Source organism: Psychrobacter celer, from assembly GCF_016107555.1.
GTDB classification, from domain to species: Bacteria; Pseudomonadota; Gammaproteobacteria; order Pseudomonadales; family Moraxellaceae; genus Psychrobacter; species Psychrobacter celer.
In genome coordinates this window covers 44,563-60,787 of record NZ_JABASU010000018.1, presented here as the reverse complement: position 1 = coordinate 60,787, position 16,225 = coordinate 44,563, and the positions used below count along the sequence as shown (strand labels likewise).

The 16,225-nt window shown below is 46.8% G+C and carries 14 protein-coding genes and 1 tRNA gene; 4 read left to right on the top strand and 11 right to left on the bottom strand.

All coding sequences use genetic code 11. The annotated features are described in order from the left end of the window. Positions 1 to 782 precede the first annotated feature (782 nt). Positions 783 to 2,507 (top strand): proline--tRNA ligase, encoded by a 1,725-nt coding sequence (locus JFC05_RS09180; RefSeq protein ID WP_198336672.1) that lies wholly within the window; start codon positions 783 to 785, stop codon positions 2,505 to 2,507. A gap of 94 nt (positions 2,508 to 2,601) precedes the next feature. Here the strand turns inward: JFC05_RS09180 and queF are convergent, their stop codons facing one another. The 4 genes from queF to JFC05_RS09160 all read right to left on the bottom strand — a co-directional run bounded on the left by queF (position 2,602) and on the right by JFC05_RS09160 (position 6,328). Beyond that, positions 2,602 to 3,471 carry an NADPH-dependent 7-cyano-7-deazaguanine reductase QueF gene (queF, locus tag JFC05_RS09175; protein ID WP_198336671.1) on the bottom strand — a complete coding sequence of 290 codons (870 nt, stop codon included), beginning with the start codon at positions 3,469 to 3,471 and terminating at the stop codon, positions 2,602 to 2,604. 84 nt (positions 3,472 to 3,555) lie between these two features. Further along, positions 3,556 to 4,329, bottom strand: a complete 774-nt coding sequence (locus JFC05_RS09170; protein WP_198336674.1) for an ABC transporter permease — start codon at positions 4,327 to 4,329, stop codon at positions 3,556 to 3,558. 47 nt (positions 4,330 to 4,376) lie between these two features. Then, positions 4,377 to 5,339 carry an ABC transporter ATP-binding protein gene (locus JFC05_RS09165; RefSeq protein ID WP_198336670.1) on the bottom strand — a complete coding sequence of 321 codons (963 nt, stop codon included), beginning with the start codon at positions 5,337 to 5,339 and terminating at the stop codon, positions 4,377 to 4,379. Positions 5,340 to 5,659: 320 nt separating this feature from the next. Then, on the bottom strand, positions 5,660 to 6,328 hold the full coding sequence (locus JFC05_RS09160) for a c-type cytochrome (RefSeq protein ID WP_198336669.1): 669 nt from the start codon (positions 6,326 to 6,328) through the stop codon (positions 5,660 to 5,662). A 301-nt stretch (positions 6,329 to 6,629) separates the two neighbouring features. Here JFC05_RS09160 and JFC05_RS09155 point away from each other — a divergent pair. Beyond that, positions 6,630 to 6,706 (top strand) — tRNA-Arg (locus JFC05_RS09155). Positions 6,707 to 6,971: 265 nt separating this feature from the next. Here JFC05_RS09155 and JFC05_RS09150 read toward each other — a convergent pair. Beyond that, on the bottom strand, positions 6,972 to 7,334 hold the full coding sequence (locus tag JFC05_RS09150) for a hypothetical protein (RefSeq protein ID WP_198336668.1): 363 nt from the start codon (positions 7,332 to 7,334) through the stop codon (positions 6,972 to 6,974). Positions 7,335 to 7,369: 35 nt separating this feature from the next. Here JFC05_RS09150 and JFC05_RS09145 point away from each other — a divergent pair, with 35 nt between their 5' ends. Further along, a complete protein-coding gene (locus tag JFC05_RS09145; RefSeq protein ID WP_198336667.1) occupies positions 7,370 to 8,206 on the top strand; it encodes an SIR2 family NAD-dependent protein deacylase in 837 nt (278 codons plus the stop codon). Between the two features lie 118 nt (positions 8,207 to 8,324). Here the strand turns inward: JFC05_RS09145 and JFC05_RS09140 are convergent, their stop codons facing one another. The 4 genes from JFC05_RS09140 to JFC05_RS09125 form a co-directional block, all read right to left on the bottom strand. Next, entirely contained in the window at positions 8,325 to 9,323 is a 999-nt protein-coding gene (locus tag JFC05_RS09140) for an adenosine deaminase (RefSeq protein WP_198336666.1), read from the bottom strand. A 226-nt stretch (positions 9,324 to 9,549) separates the two neighbouring features. Further along, complete coding sequence (locus tag JFC05_RS09135) at positions 9,550 to 10,074, bottom strand: TPM domain-containing protein (protein ID WP_198336665.1); 525 nt, start codon at positions 10,072 to 10,074, stop codon at positions 9,550 to 9,552. A gap of 55 nt (positions 10,075 to 10,129) precedes the next feature. Continuing rightward, a complete protein-coding gene (locus JFC05_RS09130; protein WP_198336664.1) occupies positions 10,130 to 11,278 on the bottom strand; it encodes a TPM domain-containing protein in 1,149 nt (382 codons plus the stop codon). 156 nt (positions 11,279 to 11,434) lie between these two features. Then, entirely contained in the window at positions 11,435 to 12,067 is a 633-nt protein-coding gene (locus tag JFC05_RS09125) for a LemA family protein (protein WP_227697498.1), read from the bottom strand. An 858-nt stretch (positions 12,068 to 12,925) separates the two neighbouring features. Between JFC05_RS09125 and JFC05_RS09120 the strand changes: the two genes are divergently transcribed. Continuing rightward, positions 12,926 to 14,485 carry an alanine/glycine:cation symporter family protein gene (locus JFC05_RS09120; RefSeq protein ID WP_198336663.1) on the top strand — a complete coding sequence of 520 codons (1,560 nt, stop codon included), beginning with the start codon at positions 12,926 to 12,928 and terminating at the stop codon, positions 14,483 to 14,485. A gap of 182 nt (positions 14,486 to 14,667) precedes the next feature. Here JFC05_RS09120 and JFC05_RS09115 read toward each other — a convergent pair whose 3' ends face one another. Together JFC05_RS09115 and JFC05_RS09110 are read right to left on the bottom strand one after the other, a co-directional pair. Continuing rightward, on the bottom strand, positions 14,668 to 15,300 hold the full coding sequence (locus tag JFC05_RS09115) for a fasciclin domain-containing protein (RefSeq protein ID WP_198336662.1): 633 nt from the start codon (positions 15,298 to 15,300) through the stop codon (positions 14,668 to 14,670). Between the two features lie 249 nt (positions 15,301 to 15,549). Continuing rightward, on the bottom strand, positions 15,550 to 16,104 hold the full coding sequence (locus JFC05_RS09110; RefSeq protein ID WP_198336661.1) for a fasciclin domain-containing protein: 555 nt from the start codon (positions 16,102 to 16,104) through the stop codon (positions 15,550 to 15,552). Positions 16,105 to 16,225: the final 121 nt, after the last annotated feature.

Genomic DNA, 16,225 nt, shown 5'->3' with positions numbered 1-16,225 from the left:
ATTTATACCAGTAGCGCGTTTAAATCCATAACAGTTTTACATTCAGCTAACTATATCAGTTATATAGAGCAGATGAGTCCCTTAGCGACAGCGACTTAACAGCGCTTTTTATTGCCTCGCTATTATCAAATCGTACTTTTATCTCGCTGCGTAATGCCACATGCCTATCTCATCCGCCTGTCTGTCTATAAATGCTACTAATCACCTATTACTTCAAGTAATAGCTACCAAGACGCAACATAACCTGCAACCAGATTATGAGTAAAAACACGCGCGCCATTTGCCATAAATCAGCTTAACACTGGTAAATAATCGAGTCTCAATAATCATCTGCCATTCTTTGACCGAAGTTACGGCTGAAAAAACAAAAAGTCATTGCGTCTTGGGCGAACTTTACCTAACATAGACAGATTGTATTGATAAAATGTCGGCACAGATTTATTGGTCAGGTTTTTTTGCAAGATAGGTTTTCATCACACGTTTGGTGACTTTTTCAATTCCGATATGTCGCCGTCTACTCTATCGATACGTCAATCCAAATCTGCCCTTTTATTGTGAGAGCGGTTTTGTGACGATACTGCTTTACCAGTGTCTTGGCCACAAAAGCGTAGTTGCCCGCGATTAGTGGTTAGAGACCAGTTGCGACACATTATCTACTAGGAAGCCCCTAGTTCATTGCTAAGTGATAAAGGTAAGCTTACGGCGTCCATGAAACGATAGCCCTATGCTCAACACCCCACTATTTCTTATTTTTTTATCGTTGATAAGGTTACGCTTTATTTATGAAAGCCAGTCAATTTTTATTTGCCACTCTAAAAGAAACCCCAAGCGACGCCGACATCGTCTCAAGCCAGTTGATGGTGCGCGCCGGTCTTATTCGCAAAATCGCCTCGGGGCTTTATATCTGGTTGCCCATGGGGCTACGCGTCTTGCAAAAGGTCGAACGTATTGTTCGTGAAGAGATGCAAAACGTAGGCGCTCAAGAGGTCCTGATGCCGATGACGCAGCCCGCTGAGCTGTGGCAGACCACCGGGCGTTTTGATGACTATGGTCCTGAGCTATTGCGCTTTAAAGACCGTCACGATCGGGATTTTGTGCTAGGCCCGACGCACGAAGAGGTCATCACCAATCTGGCTCAAGGCGAGCTTCGCAGCTATAAGCAGCTACCGATTACCTTCTTTCAAATCCAAGGGAAATTCCGCGACGAGATTCGTCCCCGCTTTGGTGTGATGCGCGCGCGTGAGTTCACCATGAAAGACGCCTACTCGTTCCATGTCGATCAAGTTTCGCTCGCAAAGACTTATCATGATATGTATGAGGCTTATACGCGTATCTTCACCCGCTTAGGCTTAGACTTCCGTGCGGTACAAGCGGATACCGGCTCTATCGGCGGCTTTGCCTCGCATGAGTTTCATGTGTTGGCTGACAGCGGTGAAGATGATATCGCTTTTTCTGACTCCTCAGACTATGCAGCCAACGTCGAGCTTGCCGAATCTATCTCTTTTAATATGGCTGAACGCCAACCGCCAAAGCAAGAGCGCGAAGACGTGCTCACCGAAGGCATGACCACTTGTAAGATGGTGGCGGAACACTTAGATATTCCGCTTGCCAATACCGTCAAAACCTTGATCGTCCATGGTCATAAAGAAGATGGCACACCGCAGCTGATTGCGGTGGTACTACGCGGAGACCATCAGCTTAATACCATCAAAGCTGAGAAAATCGAAGAAGCCAACGTACCATTGACCCTGGCCTCTGATGATGAGCTAAAAGCCGCTGGCCTGCATAAAGGCTATATCGGTGTGGATTTGGATATGCCGGTATTTGTCGATCGCTCAGCGGCGACCTTGTCAGACTTTGTGGCAGGCGCGAATAAAGTGAATAAACATACCATCGGCATGAACTGGGCACGTGACGCCAGCATTACGCGTATCGTTGATGTGCGTAATGTGCAAGAAGGCGACCCTTCTCCTGATGGTAAAGGCACGCTCAAAATCAAACGCGGCATCGAAGTCGGTCATATCTTCCAGTTGGGCGATAAATACTCGCAAGCGATGAACGCAACCGTCTCTGGTGAGGATGGCAAGCCTGTGACCATGATGATGGGCTGTTATGGTATCGGCGTCAGCCGTATCATCGCAGCAGCCATCGAGCAAAATAACGACGAAAACGGCATCATGTGGCCACAAACGCCGACCGTTGAGGACTCGATTGCGCCTTTTGAAGTTGCTATCATTCCGATGAAGTCTAAAGAAGAAACCGTCATGCAAACGGCCACCGCGTTATACGAAGAGCTAAAAGCGCAGGGCGTCAACGTATTACTAGACGACCGTAACGAGCGTCCAGGGGTCAAGTTTGCCGATCTTGAGCTGATTGGTATCCCGCATCGCATCGTGGTTTCTGACCGTAATTTGGCCGAAGGTAAATTTGAGTACGTCAATCGCCGTGAATCAGAAAAACAAATGCTCAGCCGCGAAGAAGTCATGGCAAAAGTAAGTAGCAAATAGTTTTATTAGTAAAACCTATGCAATAAAAAGCGCCTGTCTTATTCAATAAGATAGGCGCTTTTTTGTATCAGCCAAGCTATTTTAAACGATGGCTCTATTGACGAATCAAACGACTCGGCGTCGGTAACAAACTCATATCACTGACGCGGCAAGGATTGATATCGATACCGCCGCGGCGGGTGTACCACGCACGAACCATCAATGCGCGCGGCTGATAGTGTTGGCTCAAGTCAGCAAATATCTGCTCGACGCACTGCTCATGAAAACCATTGTGCTGACGAAAGCTTAATATGTAGCGCAGCATATTGGCCGTATGAATGGGCTGCTCCGTTGTGATTGACACAGCTAATGTACCCCAATCTGGCTGGTTGGTCACCGGACAGTTACTACGCAGCAAATTAGAATAAAAACGATAAGGCTGAGTGCCATCACTTATCACACTCTCACCACGCGCCTCTGCTTCATCACGCAGCAATGACGCATCGGGATGCGCACACAGTGTTACCTTCTCGCTACTATTTAACAAGGCATCATCAATACAGACACCATCAGGCTGAGCAATGTGTAGCCCTGATGTCTCATCATCTAAGCGAAACAACTCAACGGTTACCTGAGCTTGCACGCAGGCTGATAAGTCTTTGGCTGTCAGCGCTTGCACGTCGTCCCAGCTGGCAAACTCGGTAAAATTTAGGCTGTTTAAGTAAAGCTTCAACGATTTTGACTCGACAATAAATGGCGAGCTGGCAGGAATACCAAAGCGCGCAATGGCAACTTGCGAGACGCCTTGCTTATTTAACCAAGAAATCTCAAAGGCTTGCCACCAGTCCACCCCCACCGCTAATTTATCGTCTTGCCAACCAATCGCGTCACGACCCAGACTGCGCGCAATCGGATATAGCGTCTCTGGGCTATACTGCGTCGGATAATCGGTGGTTTGCTCACCTAAGATGCCATGTATGCTCATTTACTTTCCTACTATTTAATCGTTAAACCCTAACTGCTCAACCGACAGCGCTTTGGGCATCGCTATCGCTTCACACGCTGACCATTACAAGCGCACGCGTGAGCCATTATTCAACAAACGATAAGCGATGGTATAAAATATCGCACAGAATACAAAAATCGCCGCCATCGAGTACCAAACGTTGACATCAGAATACCCTAAGATCCCATAACGGAACGAATTCACCATATAGACAATCGGGTTCAATAACGAGACGTTTTGCCAAAATGGTGACAGATTCTCCATCGAATAAAACACCCCGCCAAGATACGTCAGTGGTGTCAGCACAAAGCTTGGAATGATAGAAATGTCATCAAACGAGCGAGCGAATACCGCGTTGATAAAGCCGCCTAATGAAAACAAAGTCGAGGTGCCAAGGACGGTAAACACCGTGACAAATAAGTGCTCAATACCCAAATCGGTAAAAAATAACGCCACAATCGAGACAATGAAACCGATCGCCAGCCCGCGGAAAATACCACCACTGATATACCCCATCAAAATCGCATGCTTGGAGACCGGTGAGACCAAAAGCTCCTCAATACTGGCGGTAAACTTGGCGCTAAAAAAGCTTGAGACAACGTTGGAGTAACTATTGGTGATAATCGCCATCATGATTAGACCAGGCACGATAAACTGCATATACGGCACCCCGCCCATCTCACCGACACGTGAGCCGATCATCTTACCAAAGATGACAAAATACAGGCTCATGGTAATGACAGGTGGCAGTAGGGTCTGCGGCCAGATACGTAGGATTCGGCGCACCTCTTTTAGCCAGATGGTACGAAAAGAGATCCATCTTTTATTCCACGACATGGTTTTGTGATAGTCGATGCTCTGATCTTGATCAACGGCCTTTTGACTCATAATCCCGCCTCCTTCATACTGTCTGCACTTTGAATGTTTTTTTCTACCAAGCGCATAAATAGCTCTTCTAAGCGGTTGGCTTTGTTGCGCATACTGGCCACCGTAATGCCTTGAGCAGATAATTGGTTAAACACACCATTTAACGACTCGCCTTCTGTTAAGGTTACCTCTAGGGTCTGCTCATCTGGCTGCGACAACCCTGTCACCCCATCCAGCTCTAGCGGCTGGGTCAACGGGGTTTCAAGATCAAAAACAAATGTCTCCACCGATAATTGAGCGAGCAAATCTTTCATTTCGGTATTGATGCGTATCTCACCATGATCCAAAATCGCAATGCGTTTACACAGCTGCTCTGCTTCTTCAAGATAGTGAGTGGTCAAGATAATGGTGGTTTTTTCTTCGATATTGATCTGCTGCATAAACTCCCACATAGATCGGCGCAGCTCGATATCGACCCCAGCCGTCGGCTCATCCAAAATCAATAGTTTTGGTTTGTGAATCAAAGCACGAGCAATCATCAGACGACGTTTCATCCCGCCAGATAGCTCGCGTGATTTACTGTTGCGCTTATCCCACAGCCCAAGCGCGGTCAACAAGCGCTTGGCTCTTGGACGAGCTTCTTTGGCCGGGATACCAAAATACCCTGCTTGGGTAATCAAGATATCTTGGACTTTTTCAAATTGATTAAAATTAAACTCTTGCGGCACCACGCCAAGATACTGCTTGGCCAGCGCTGGGTTTTCGAGCAAATCGGTGCCAAAGATTTTGACACTGCCAGTGGTGGGTTTAAAAAGTGAGCTAATAATGCCAATCATCGTTGACTTACCAGCACCGTTTGGCCCCAGCAGCGCAAAAAAACCACCCTGCGGGACGGTTAAACTGACATCTTTGAGTGCCGAAAACCCATTACCATAGGTTTTGGATAAATTCTGGATAGCAAGTGCTGGTACCTCAGACATGAATACCTCTTTATTGGTTATCGATGTAAAAGCGTTTGAGAAGAGAAAAACAGCTAAATGAGACGATGTAATCTCATAAAATGAGGCTACTAGGGTCGGATTTCAACGGTGCTATACCAGAACCATCCGTTTGATAATACTCATCATAAAAAAAACGCCTACCTCATAAAATGAAATAGGCGAGTTATGGGCTTTATACATATAGCTTACAGATACATATAGTTTGCGGCAAGTCGCTCACGACAAGTCAACAGACCGTGACAGGTTACGGATGCCTATTTAATCTACATCAGACACCCCAAGCCGATAAAAGCAACTGTTTAGCTTGCTTCACCAACCATATAATCGACAGCGTTTTGGACTTCTTCATCAGGGATATCCGCACCGCCTTTGGCAGGCATGGCGTTAAAGCCATTGATGGCATGGGTATATAGGGTGTCTTTACCTTTTGAGATACGTGGACCCCATGCGCCAGCATCGCCTAACATAGGTGAGCCAAGTAGGCCTGCACCGTGACATGTCTGACATACCGCATTATACACAGCTTTGCCGTCGCGAGGACCATCGCCAGCGGCTGGGCCAGCGGCGCGCGCGGTCACGTCACACACTTCGTCGTCTTCGAAACAGACTTTGGCAACTGGCTGAATACGAGCAATCAAGTTTGGATATAGCGCGATCAGCTTTTGCACTTGCGGCGTATCCTGTGGAATCTCTTCTTCGGCGGCAGGTGCGGCAGCGGCAGTTTCTACTGCGTCATCTGCTTGACCATCTTCTGAGGCCGCAGCGTCAGTCGCAGCGTCGCCATCAGTGGTATCTGCAGCAGCTTGTGGGTCATCGCCCAACTGCTCAGGTGCGTTTTCTGCCACTTCCTGCGCTTCTGCTACATCAGAGACAGTCACAGGCGTGTCGACAACACTTTCAGCTTGGCTCACCGCGATACTAGCGATTCCTAGAATGGCAGCTGCCGATAACATAACTACTTTTCTCATTCGTCACGTTCTCTTATTACGTATACAAAGGCTGGCACGGCTCGGACATTCTGTCTGTCCTCCTTTGACGACCTCTCGTCATCAATAGCAAACAGCCATCCCGCGTGCCAGCACACTTGCAATCGGTGATTATAAATATGAATTCTCCCTGACATTATAAGGGAAAAGGCGGGTAGATTGCCATGCTTGTTTGATGACTATCCTGTTTTTTCTTAAAAAACCTCAATCTCTGCCTTCGTTTATTGGCTTTCTGACTTTTATTTGTTAGACTAAGCGGTCTTGATTTTTAAGTCTGTTTTATGCGCTCGTAGCTCAGTTGGATAGAGTATCGGTTTCCGAAGCCGAGGGTCGTGGGTTCGATTCCCGCCGAGCGCACCAATCATCGTATTTCACCCTTTCCCAGCATTACCTCAAACCTCTAAAGCCCTTTAATATCAAAACCTCAAGTCTTTTGATATTATTTATCATGACCTAGTAGCCTCTATCAAGTGTTGTTAAATTTACTCGCAGCTTCTCGCTTGTTATTCGTCAATTGACTATTTAAGCCGCCCTTTTTAAACGGTCAGCTTGTTAAATGACCAGCTCTAAAAAAACTTTCTCTTAAAATACCTACTTGCTCTTTGTCCATTAATACAAGCGCCGCCTACTCTGCCTCTTGCAAATGAGTAGCGAGCTGGGCGCGGCTGGGCACGCGGTGATAATTAATCACAGGTACTTCACCCAAACGACGCTTACCTTCAGCAATTTTTTTATCAATGGTAATCATCGCCACTTTTTTATTGTGTTTACAGATGAGCAAGTGCTTGGCTTTACGCGTGACTTGATAATCAGGAAAAAACTGCTTAAACAGCACTGAGGTTTTTTGTAGCGCGTCATTAGAAGGCAGCTGGTTTGATTGCTTACCACTGCGCCCTGTGTCCGTCTTTGCGCCACGTGATTTTGCCAATAGCCACAAGGCGGCAATCACAGTGAATAGTATGACAAGCCACCACATTCCGTCTATCATAAGAAAACATATCCATCATTAATAAGGGTTGGCTCATGTTAGCAGAATTAACACCCGCACTCATAACAGAAGTACAGCGTGCAGCACAACTGTTGAAATCGAAATCACGTATTTGCATTTTGACTGGGGCTGGTATTTCTGCAGAAAGCGGCATCCCAACGTTTCGAGATAAGCAAACAGGGTTATGGGAAAACTACGGCGTCGAGGATTTGGCAACCCCTGAGGCCTTTACTCGTGATCCAAAGCTTGTATGGTCGTGGTATCAGTGGCGCAGGCAGTTGGTGGCTGATAAAGCACCAAACCCAGCGCATCATGCACTGGCTCAGTGGCAGTATCATGCGCAAATCTCCGATCAAACAGTGACACTCATCACCCAAAATGTCGATGACTTGCATGAACAAGCGGGTAGCTCGGTGACTCATCTACATGGGCATCTGTGGCGCAACCGCTGTGGTCAGTGTAATGCGCCCTATCAGGAGCAATCAAGCGCCGCATCCGACCATCAAGACACTATGCAAAACACTATGAGCGTTAATATGCGTCTCGATATGAGCTTTGACAATACCCTACTCACCTGTCCGCATTGCGGTGGTTATATCAGACCAAATATCGTTTGGTTTGGCGAAGCCCTACCTGTACAGGCGTGGCAGAGTGCAGAAGAAGCTGCGGCTAATTGCGAGATGTTTATCAGTATCGGTACCTCAAGCCTCGTCTATCCTGCTGCGGGATTGGCGCAGTTAGCCAAACAAAACGGCGCGCAAGTTATGGAGATAAACCCTAATCCCACACCAAACACCATCGTCGATATCACATTTGCAGAAAAAGCAGGCGTGATACTGCCGCCGCTGATAGAAGCGATTACTGATTTATAAGTGCGGCCAGTGATATCGTTGAGTCCAAATAACTCAGATACGTGGCTATCAAGCCGCGCAATAAAAAGGGAGCGCGTTATATAAAGCGCTCCCTCTTTTTTGACATCGTGAGCCGTGCTTATTGCAGCGCAAGATCCACTCGTGCCAAATACGCTCGTTTTAGATCATCATCTATGAATGACGCTCTAAAGGAGTTTTTTACCAAAGTGACGATATCGTCTTCTGTCAGCGGCAAGTTTTCTACCAGATTGATAAAGTTTTGATTGATATAGCCTTTAAAATACGCAGGGTCATCAGAGTTAACGCTGACATTTAGCCCATAGTCTAACAGCGTTTTTATATTGTGATCTTGATAGCTCTCAAACACCTTAAGCTCGATATTTGAATTCGGGCATACGGTCAGCGGCATTTGCTCCGCTTTTAGGCGCTGCATCAGCGCCGCGCTATGTATCGCCTGCACGCCGTGATCGATTCTGTCACTGCGCAAAACGTCTAACGCCTCATAAATATAAGAAAAATCTGCCTCTTCGCCAGCATGGGCGACCACTTTGAAGCCAGCGGCTTTGGCCTGTCTAAACACTTCTGTAAACTTAGACGGCGGATTGCCCAGCTCGGATGAGTCAAGCCCCACTCCGACGATATCATCTTTGAATGCCATGGCCGCCTCTAAAGTTTCAAATGCTGCATCTTGCGACAAATGCCGTAAAAAACACATGATGATACAAGAGCTGATACCGTACTCAGCCTTGGCATCTGCCAGCGCTGATTTGATACCATTAATGACGGTTGCAAACTCAACACCTCTTTCGGTATGGGTCTGCGGGTCAAAAAATATCTCGGTATGAATGACGTTGTCTTCGACACACTTTAGGATATAGGCCCACGTCAAATCATAAAAGTCCTGCTGGGTGATAAGGACATTGGCACCAGCATAATAGATATCTAAAAAGGTTTGTAGGTTGGTAAAGTTATAGGCGCGGCGGACGTCGTCTATGTCTTTATAAGGTATTTGGATGTCGTTTTTTTGCGCCAATCGAAACATCAGCTCAGGCTCGAGAGAGCCTTCGATGTGCAAATGTAGCTCAGCTTTTGGCAGTTTTTTTATTAATTCAATCATAATATCTCAGTAAGGGCGATTTGTCTTAGGACAGACGATATTATATTTGAATTGACGCAAAAACCCTATAGACAAACCCTACAGGTGAATAGGTGAGCAGCACAGCACTTTAAGAATTTAACAAAAGCCTGCTAAGTAAAAGCTCCTAAGTGAAAACATTTAGTAAAATGCTTAGGGCGTGTTGATCAGGCTTTCTTTAAAAACTAGCAAGTAAAAACTAGCAAACTTACTTCAAATACACCACTGTATCAGACAGCTCGTTGCCTGCAGGGTCATGCTCGAGATGATAATACTGCCGCAGCACTTGCCCCACTTCATCTAATAGCTCAAGCAAGCTTTCTTCTGTTTTTTGGTTGGCAATACCAGCGACAGCTTTGTCACACATGGCGCGCCACACTGTCGGGCTGACATGGGCGCTGATGCCACGATCTGCCACAACCTCTAAACTGTGCTCACAGATATTGACATAGACCAGCACGCCTGTGTTTTCTTCGGTATCCCACACACGGTACTCACTAAACAAATCAATGGCGCGCTCACGGCAGCCTATATGATAAGCCTGCTGAATAGGAAGGTGGTTTTCGATAATCAAAAATACCTCGCCGCGATGACCACGCTCCGCGCTAGTTACTTTTGCTGTCAAGCGCGCTTTGGCAGCCGCTGTCAGCCACTTGCTGTGCATCAAAGGCACAAACAAGACTTGGCGCCACCAGCGGGCAAAGCTGGGATGTGCAGTATTGTTTTCTGCCATTATATTACTTCCTCAAATACGTCGTTGCTCACGATTGTTTTTTCATTGTATAAAGCTACCAAGAGCCACCGGCACCGCCGCCGCCAAAGCCACCACCGCCGCCGCCGAAGCCGCCGCCACCAAAACCACCACCACCGAAGCTGCCGCCACTACCGCCGCCCATGCCCGGTAAGAAAATCATGCCACCACCGCCGCCGCGGCCACCACGGCCACCGCCTGAGCCACGTGAGATAAGGAACATCCACAAAAATATCGCCATAATGACGGTCATAAAAAATCCGCCACCCAGCGCCAGTGAGCCTGCAAAAAAGCCGCCAGCCGTCAAGATAGAGCCAAACACACGGCCAAATATGTTGGTGATAAAACTACCGAAAATCATCGCCATGATAAACAAAAAGATCGGCGATGGTACCTCGTCACCTCCCTGCTGCGCACTACGCTCTGCTGCTTGGGCGTCGGCACGCGCCAGCACCTCAGGATCAGCGCTTAGGCGTGTCTTTAGCGCGTCTACCCCTGCCAATATACCAGCACCATAATTGTTTTGTTTAAATAAAGGGGTGATGTCTTCTCGAATGATGCGATTGACCGCAGCATCAGGCAACACGCCCTCAAGCCCATAACCGGTCAAAATATACATATTACGGTCATTGACCGCGACAACCATCAGCAAACCATCATCGATATCTTGGTCGCCAAGCTGCCATTTTTCTGCCACTTGTAACGCATAGTCAAATATCGGCAGCCCGTTGGTCGTCGGTACAATCACAACCGCCGCCTGCGCCAGACCTTGCTGATAGATGCTCTTAAGCTGCGCCTCTAAGCGCTGTTTTTCTTGCGGGTTTAAGATATTGGCTTGATCCACCACAGGCGAATTTAGGATCAGTTTGTCAGCATCGACGCTTTTGGCGCTTGATTGTATTGGCGCAGCAGTCGTTTGCGCTGCATTAGCATTGATGGCGTCATTGCTAAGAATGGCTTCGTTGATCGCCTCATTACCCAATACTGCCTCATTAATGGCTTCATTGGATTCGCCTGCTTTGGCAATTGCCACCAATTCTTCGACACTGCGGCTCTGCGCGTTTGAGCCATTATCTACAGCGACCGCATTATCAGCAGCGTCGTTGGGCGCGGCGTGCAGCATCGGTGCACCGCCCAGACTCAGTGTAAATAGTAATACTGATAAGATTGCTTTTGAATGATTCATCTAATCTATACCACCTTAAGTGACCGCTGTACTTATTGTAAAATTATAAAACACTAAAACTTAGGCTCGTAAAATTCTGGGTCATAAACATCAGCGCCACAACCCCTAAAACAAATAAAGCGGTCAACACCGCTTTATTTTATGGCGACTTAGACGCTACTCAGCGCTCGTGTTCGCCGAGTCACCAAAATCGACGCTTGGCGCAGTCGAAATAGCCTCTTCGTTGGTCACGCTAAAGTTGGGCTTAGTGTCCATTCCAAATACTTTGGCAGTGATATTGGTCGGGAACTGACGCACGGTGGTGTTATAACCCTGCACTTCTTGGATATAACGATTGCGCGCGACGGCGATACGGTTTTCTGTGCCTTCTAGCTGAGCTTGTAAATCTTGAAACAACGCATCTGACTTGAGCTCAGGATAGCGCTCAGACACTGCCATCAAACGCGACAGCGCCCCTGTCATCTGCTCTTGGGCGGCGGCGTAACGCTCCATCGCTTCTGGGTCGTTTAGCACCTCTGGCGTAACGGTAATGCTGCCGGCACGCGCGCGCGCTTCGGCCACTTGAGTAAACACCTCTTGTTCTTGCTCAGCATACTGCTGTACCACTTTGACTAAGTTTGGTACCAAATCTGCGCGGCGCTGATACTGGTTGACCACCTCTGACCACGATGCAGTCACCTGCTCGTCTTGCGCTTGCAAATTATTATAGCCACAGCCGCTGAGGCCGGCACTAGACGTCGCTAGTACCGCTGCTATCAGCATGGGTTTTACCATAGATTTACGTGTCATCGTTTCTCTCCTAATTTCATTTTTTGCGCTAGCTGTTCACGTCTATTCTGCGTCTATTTTTATCATTATAGCTTATAAGATATAGTAGTAATAATGGCGCTATCGTACTGCTTTTACAATTCATCGTTACCAAAACACAACCGCGATGCCGCCGGTAAGCAGACGCCTGTATCGTTTTTTAACAAAAAGCTTCTGCTAGGATAAACACAAACATAGGTCTACTCCCTTGCCACCCTTGAGAAAACAGCCTTCTTAAATATGAATATATACGCTTATATATAAAGAAAATTCTAGTAATTAATAGAAAAATATGGCAAATTGCAGTTACGTAGCCGTACGGTTTGAATACATTTGGTAGTGGACATATGGTTAGTTTAGTATTAGCAGCCCATCGATAGCTTGATGAAAACGTTGACAGACTGCGTAATACTTATTAAACAGATTTGTTTGTTATCGGTCCAATACCCTGTCATTGCACCGTGCTGCTCATAGCAAGTCCCGCTATCAGTTTGATGGCTATTTAATTATATAACCGCCTGTTTTGTTTGTGGGTCTACTTATAACGTATCTGAGCGCTTGGTCATTTATGCCGTGCCTTATGCTCAGACAGCAATAAATCGTAGCCGTGACTGATGTGATACAGATAGCGGCGAGCAGTAGAATGATTTGCTGATCAGCCCTACGGACAAATACAGACAACTACAGTCCATTCTTAGTGGTGACACAACGTATGAGACTGCGCTAGCACAGGTAAGTCGATGCTGATAATTTAACTGCTTAACTTGAATAAGTAAGTTAACCAGTTAGTTTACGCCTAGCATACAGCGCCACTTTGAGACAGTACTAGGAATACATGATATGGAAGGTTTAGTCAGTTTAGTAAATGGAATTATTTGGAGCCCAGCGCTGGTATATTTATGCCTAGGCGCCGGGCTTTTTTATTCTATAATGACGCGCTTTGTGCAAGTGCGTTTATTCGGCGAGATGTTAAGACTATTGTTTAAGGGTAAGCCTGATAATGATGGTATTTCATCGTTTCAGGCACTAGCCGTCTCACTGGCAGGCCGCGTCGGTATGGGTAACATCGCTGGGGTCGCAGCCGCGATCGGCTTCGGTGGCCCAGGTGCGGTATTTTGGATGTGGATCGTAGCATTCTTGGGCGCATCTACCGCGTATGTCGAATCGACTTTGGGTCAAATCTATAAAGAGCGCGACGTCGTTACTGGCGAATATCGCGGTGGCCCTGCATATTACTTCGAGCGTGCCCTTGGCCAAAAATGGTATGGTATCTTATTCGCCATAGCCTCTATCGTCGCTTGTGGTGTGTTCTTACCTGGCGTACAGGCCAACGGTGTCATCAACGCTGTCGCGCAGGTCGCAGGTGAAGGCTCGGCGATGACCCTAGCTGGCATAGAGACGGGTACCACGCGCCTGATCGCTCTTGCTATCATTTTGGTGGTTTTAGGCTTTATCATCTTTGGTGGTATCAAGCGTATCGCAACCTTTACTGAGTATGCGGTACCATTTATGGCGCTAGGCTACATTATCCTAGCTCTACTTATCATGTTTACCAATTTCAGCATGATCCCGCAAGTATTTGGCGCAATCATTGGTGATGCCTTTACTGCTCAAGCAGGCTTTGGTGCTGCCATTGGTTGGGGCGTAAAACGTGGTATTTACTCAAACGAAGCAGGTCAAGGTACAGGTCCTCACGCCGCCTCTGCCGCTGCGGTCGATCACCCAGCTCAGCAAGGTTTGGTACAAGCGTTTTCAGTCTATGTAGATACCTTGCTTGTTTGTTCTGCCACTGCTTTTATGATCTTATCAACTGGCATGTACAACATCCAAGGCGAGCTCGCTGAAGGACAGTTTATCGTCCAAAACGTCGCCGCTGATGTTGAGATCAACTCTCCATCATTCACCCAAATGGCGATGGAGTCTGTCTACGGCAACTTTGGTGACACCTTTATTGCTGTCGCGGTATTCTTCTTTGCCTTCACCACTATCTTGGCGTACTACTATATCGCGGAAGTCAATATCTCATACCTGACCCGCTCAATGGGTAAAGGCGCGAGTAAGACAGGTCAGTTTATCGTGAAGCTCGTTATCATGTTTATGGTAGCTTACGGCGCGCTCAACAGCTCAGGCTACATCTGGGGCCTCGGCGATGTTGGTGTTGGTCTTATGGCATGGCTCAATATCGTTGGTATCATCGTCATCTTCTTTGTGGCACGTCCTGCTATCGATATTTTGCGAGACTATGAAGCCCAGCTCAAAGCAGGCGGCGGTACTACTTCTAATAGGTTTACCTTTGATCCTAAGAAGTTTGGTATCAAAAACGCCACTTATTGGGAAGAGCGTCATCTAAAAGGGCAACAAAGAGTGAATGCGGACCCATTACATAAAGAGCCTAAATAATCGCTCGATTGTATTGAGTCTTAACAATAAAAAAAACCCGAGACCAGTGTCTCGGGTTTTTTTAGCCGTTATTTGGCTGCATTATCTTTAATACTTATCCATAAAAATGCTCTAGGCTAAAAGAGCTGACAGCTACTTAAAAAGCCGCCTTTAATACACTTAAAAATGACATAATGCTGCGATTACTTGGGCAATAAAACGGTATCAATCACATGTACGACCCCATTAGTCGCCATCATATCCGTGCCGACGATATTGGCCGTATTGCCATTTTCATCAGTGATAACATTGGCTTCACTGATAGAAATCGTCGCACCATTGGCGGTTTCAATGTCTGTACCATACGGGATATCAGCGGCTTTTACGACCGTTGGAACCACATGGTATGGCAGTACACTTTTGAGTGTTTCTTGATCCGCCAGTAGCTCCTCTTTTGTGATGCCCAGCTTGGTCAGCAACGCCCCAAATGCCTCATCTGTCGGTGCAAATACGGTGTACTTATCCTCAGCCATTAGCATAGAGTCGAGCCCAGCCGCTTGCAGCGCTGCGGTCAATACTGTCAGGTTTTCATTGCTGGCAGCCATCTCTCCGATGGTTTGCGTCGCGGCCATCTCACCCATAGCGTCCGTTTCGGCCATCGGCTCAGTATCAGCCATTGGCTCTGTCATCTCTACAGGCTCGCTCATGGTTTCTGTTGTTTCTGTAGTGGTATCAGGCTCGACCACCGGCTCGGTCACAGTTTCAGTATCATTACAAGCAGCCAGTGATACTGCGGCGGTAACGACAGCGATAGATAATAGATTCCTTTTTAACATGATGCTTCCTTTATTTAACGGGTAGAGTTTTGGTTGTTTGATTAATAGCAACTTTATAAATAGCAACTTTATAAATAGCAACTTTATAAATCGCAGTTTTATTAAAAGCAGTCTCAATAAAAACTGGATCAATATAAGCTGCATAATAGGATTGGGCGGAATGCGAAAGTCCAGACCATCACTGCGCTGATAACGTTTGTCGCGTATAAGCACAGTGCCCATGGTCGTGACGGCTATTGATGTTTATGATTATTTGGGCATCAACACACGATCCACCACATGTATCACCCCATTACTTGCCGCAATATCGGTTTTGATGATATTGGTAGTACGACCCATTTCATCCATCAGCTGTCCTTTTGGCGTCACCATCAGCGTATCCTTACTCACGGTCATGACATTGCCTGGTTTGACATCTTTGGCGTACATGGCCATATTGCCATTGATTACGTGATAGCCTAAGATTTTGGTCAGTAATGGCTTGTTGGCAAATAGCTGCTCTTTTGTCATGCCAGTTTCTTTTAATGCCTGCGTAAAGGCGGCATTGGTTGGCGCAAATACCGTATAGTGAGCATTGGGATTAGATAAAGCACCGGCCAAATCTGCTGCTACGACCGCTTCTACCAATAACGAAAAATCAGAATTGCTTTGTGCAATTTGCACGACGTTCATTTTTTTCATAGATTGACTGTGCATCGGCGCTTTCATTTGAGCGCTTTTGGTCGGCATCATGTTATTACAGGCACTAAGACCAGCGATTGAAACGGCCAATGTACCTATCGTAGCGATTTTAGAGAATTTCATATAAACATCCTTGATTATGAATTTTGTCAGATTGGTGATTTACTCATAAGGCCTGCTAATCCATAAGCCACTACCCTTTATCGATATTACCAACGTCAGATACTTATATAGCAATGAATGT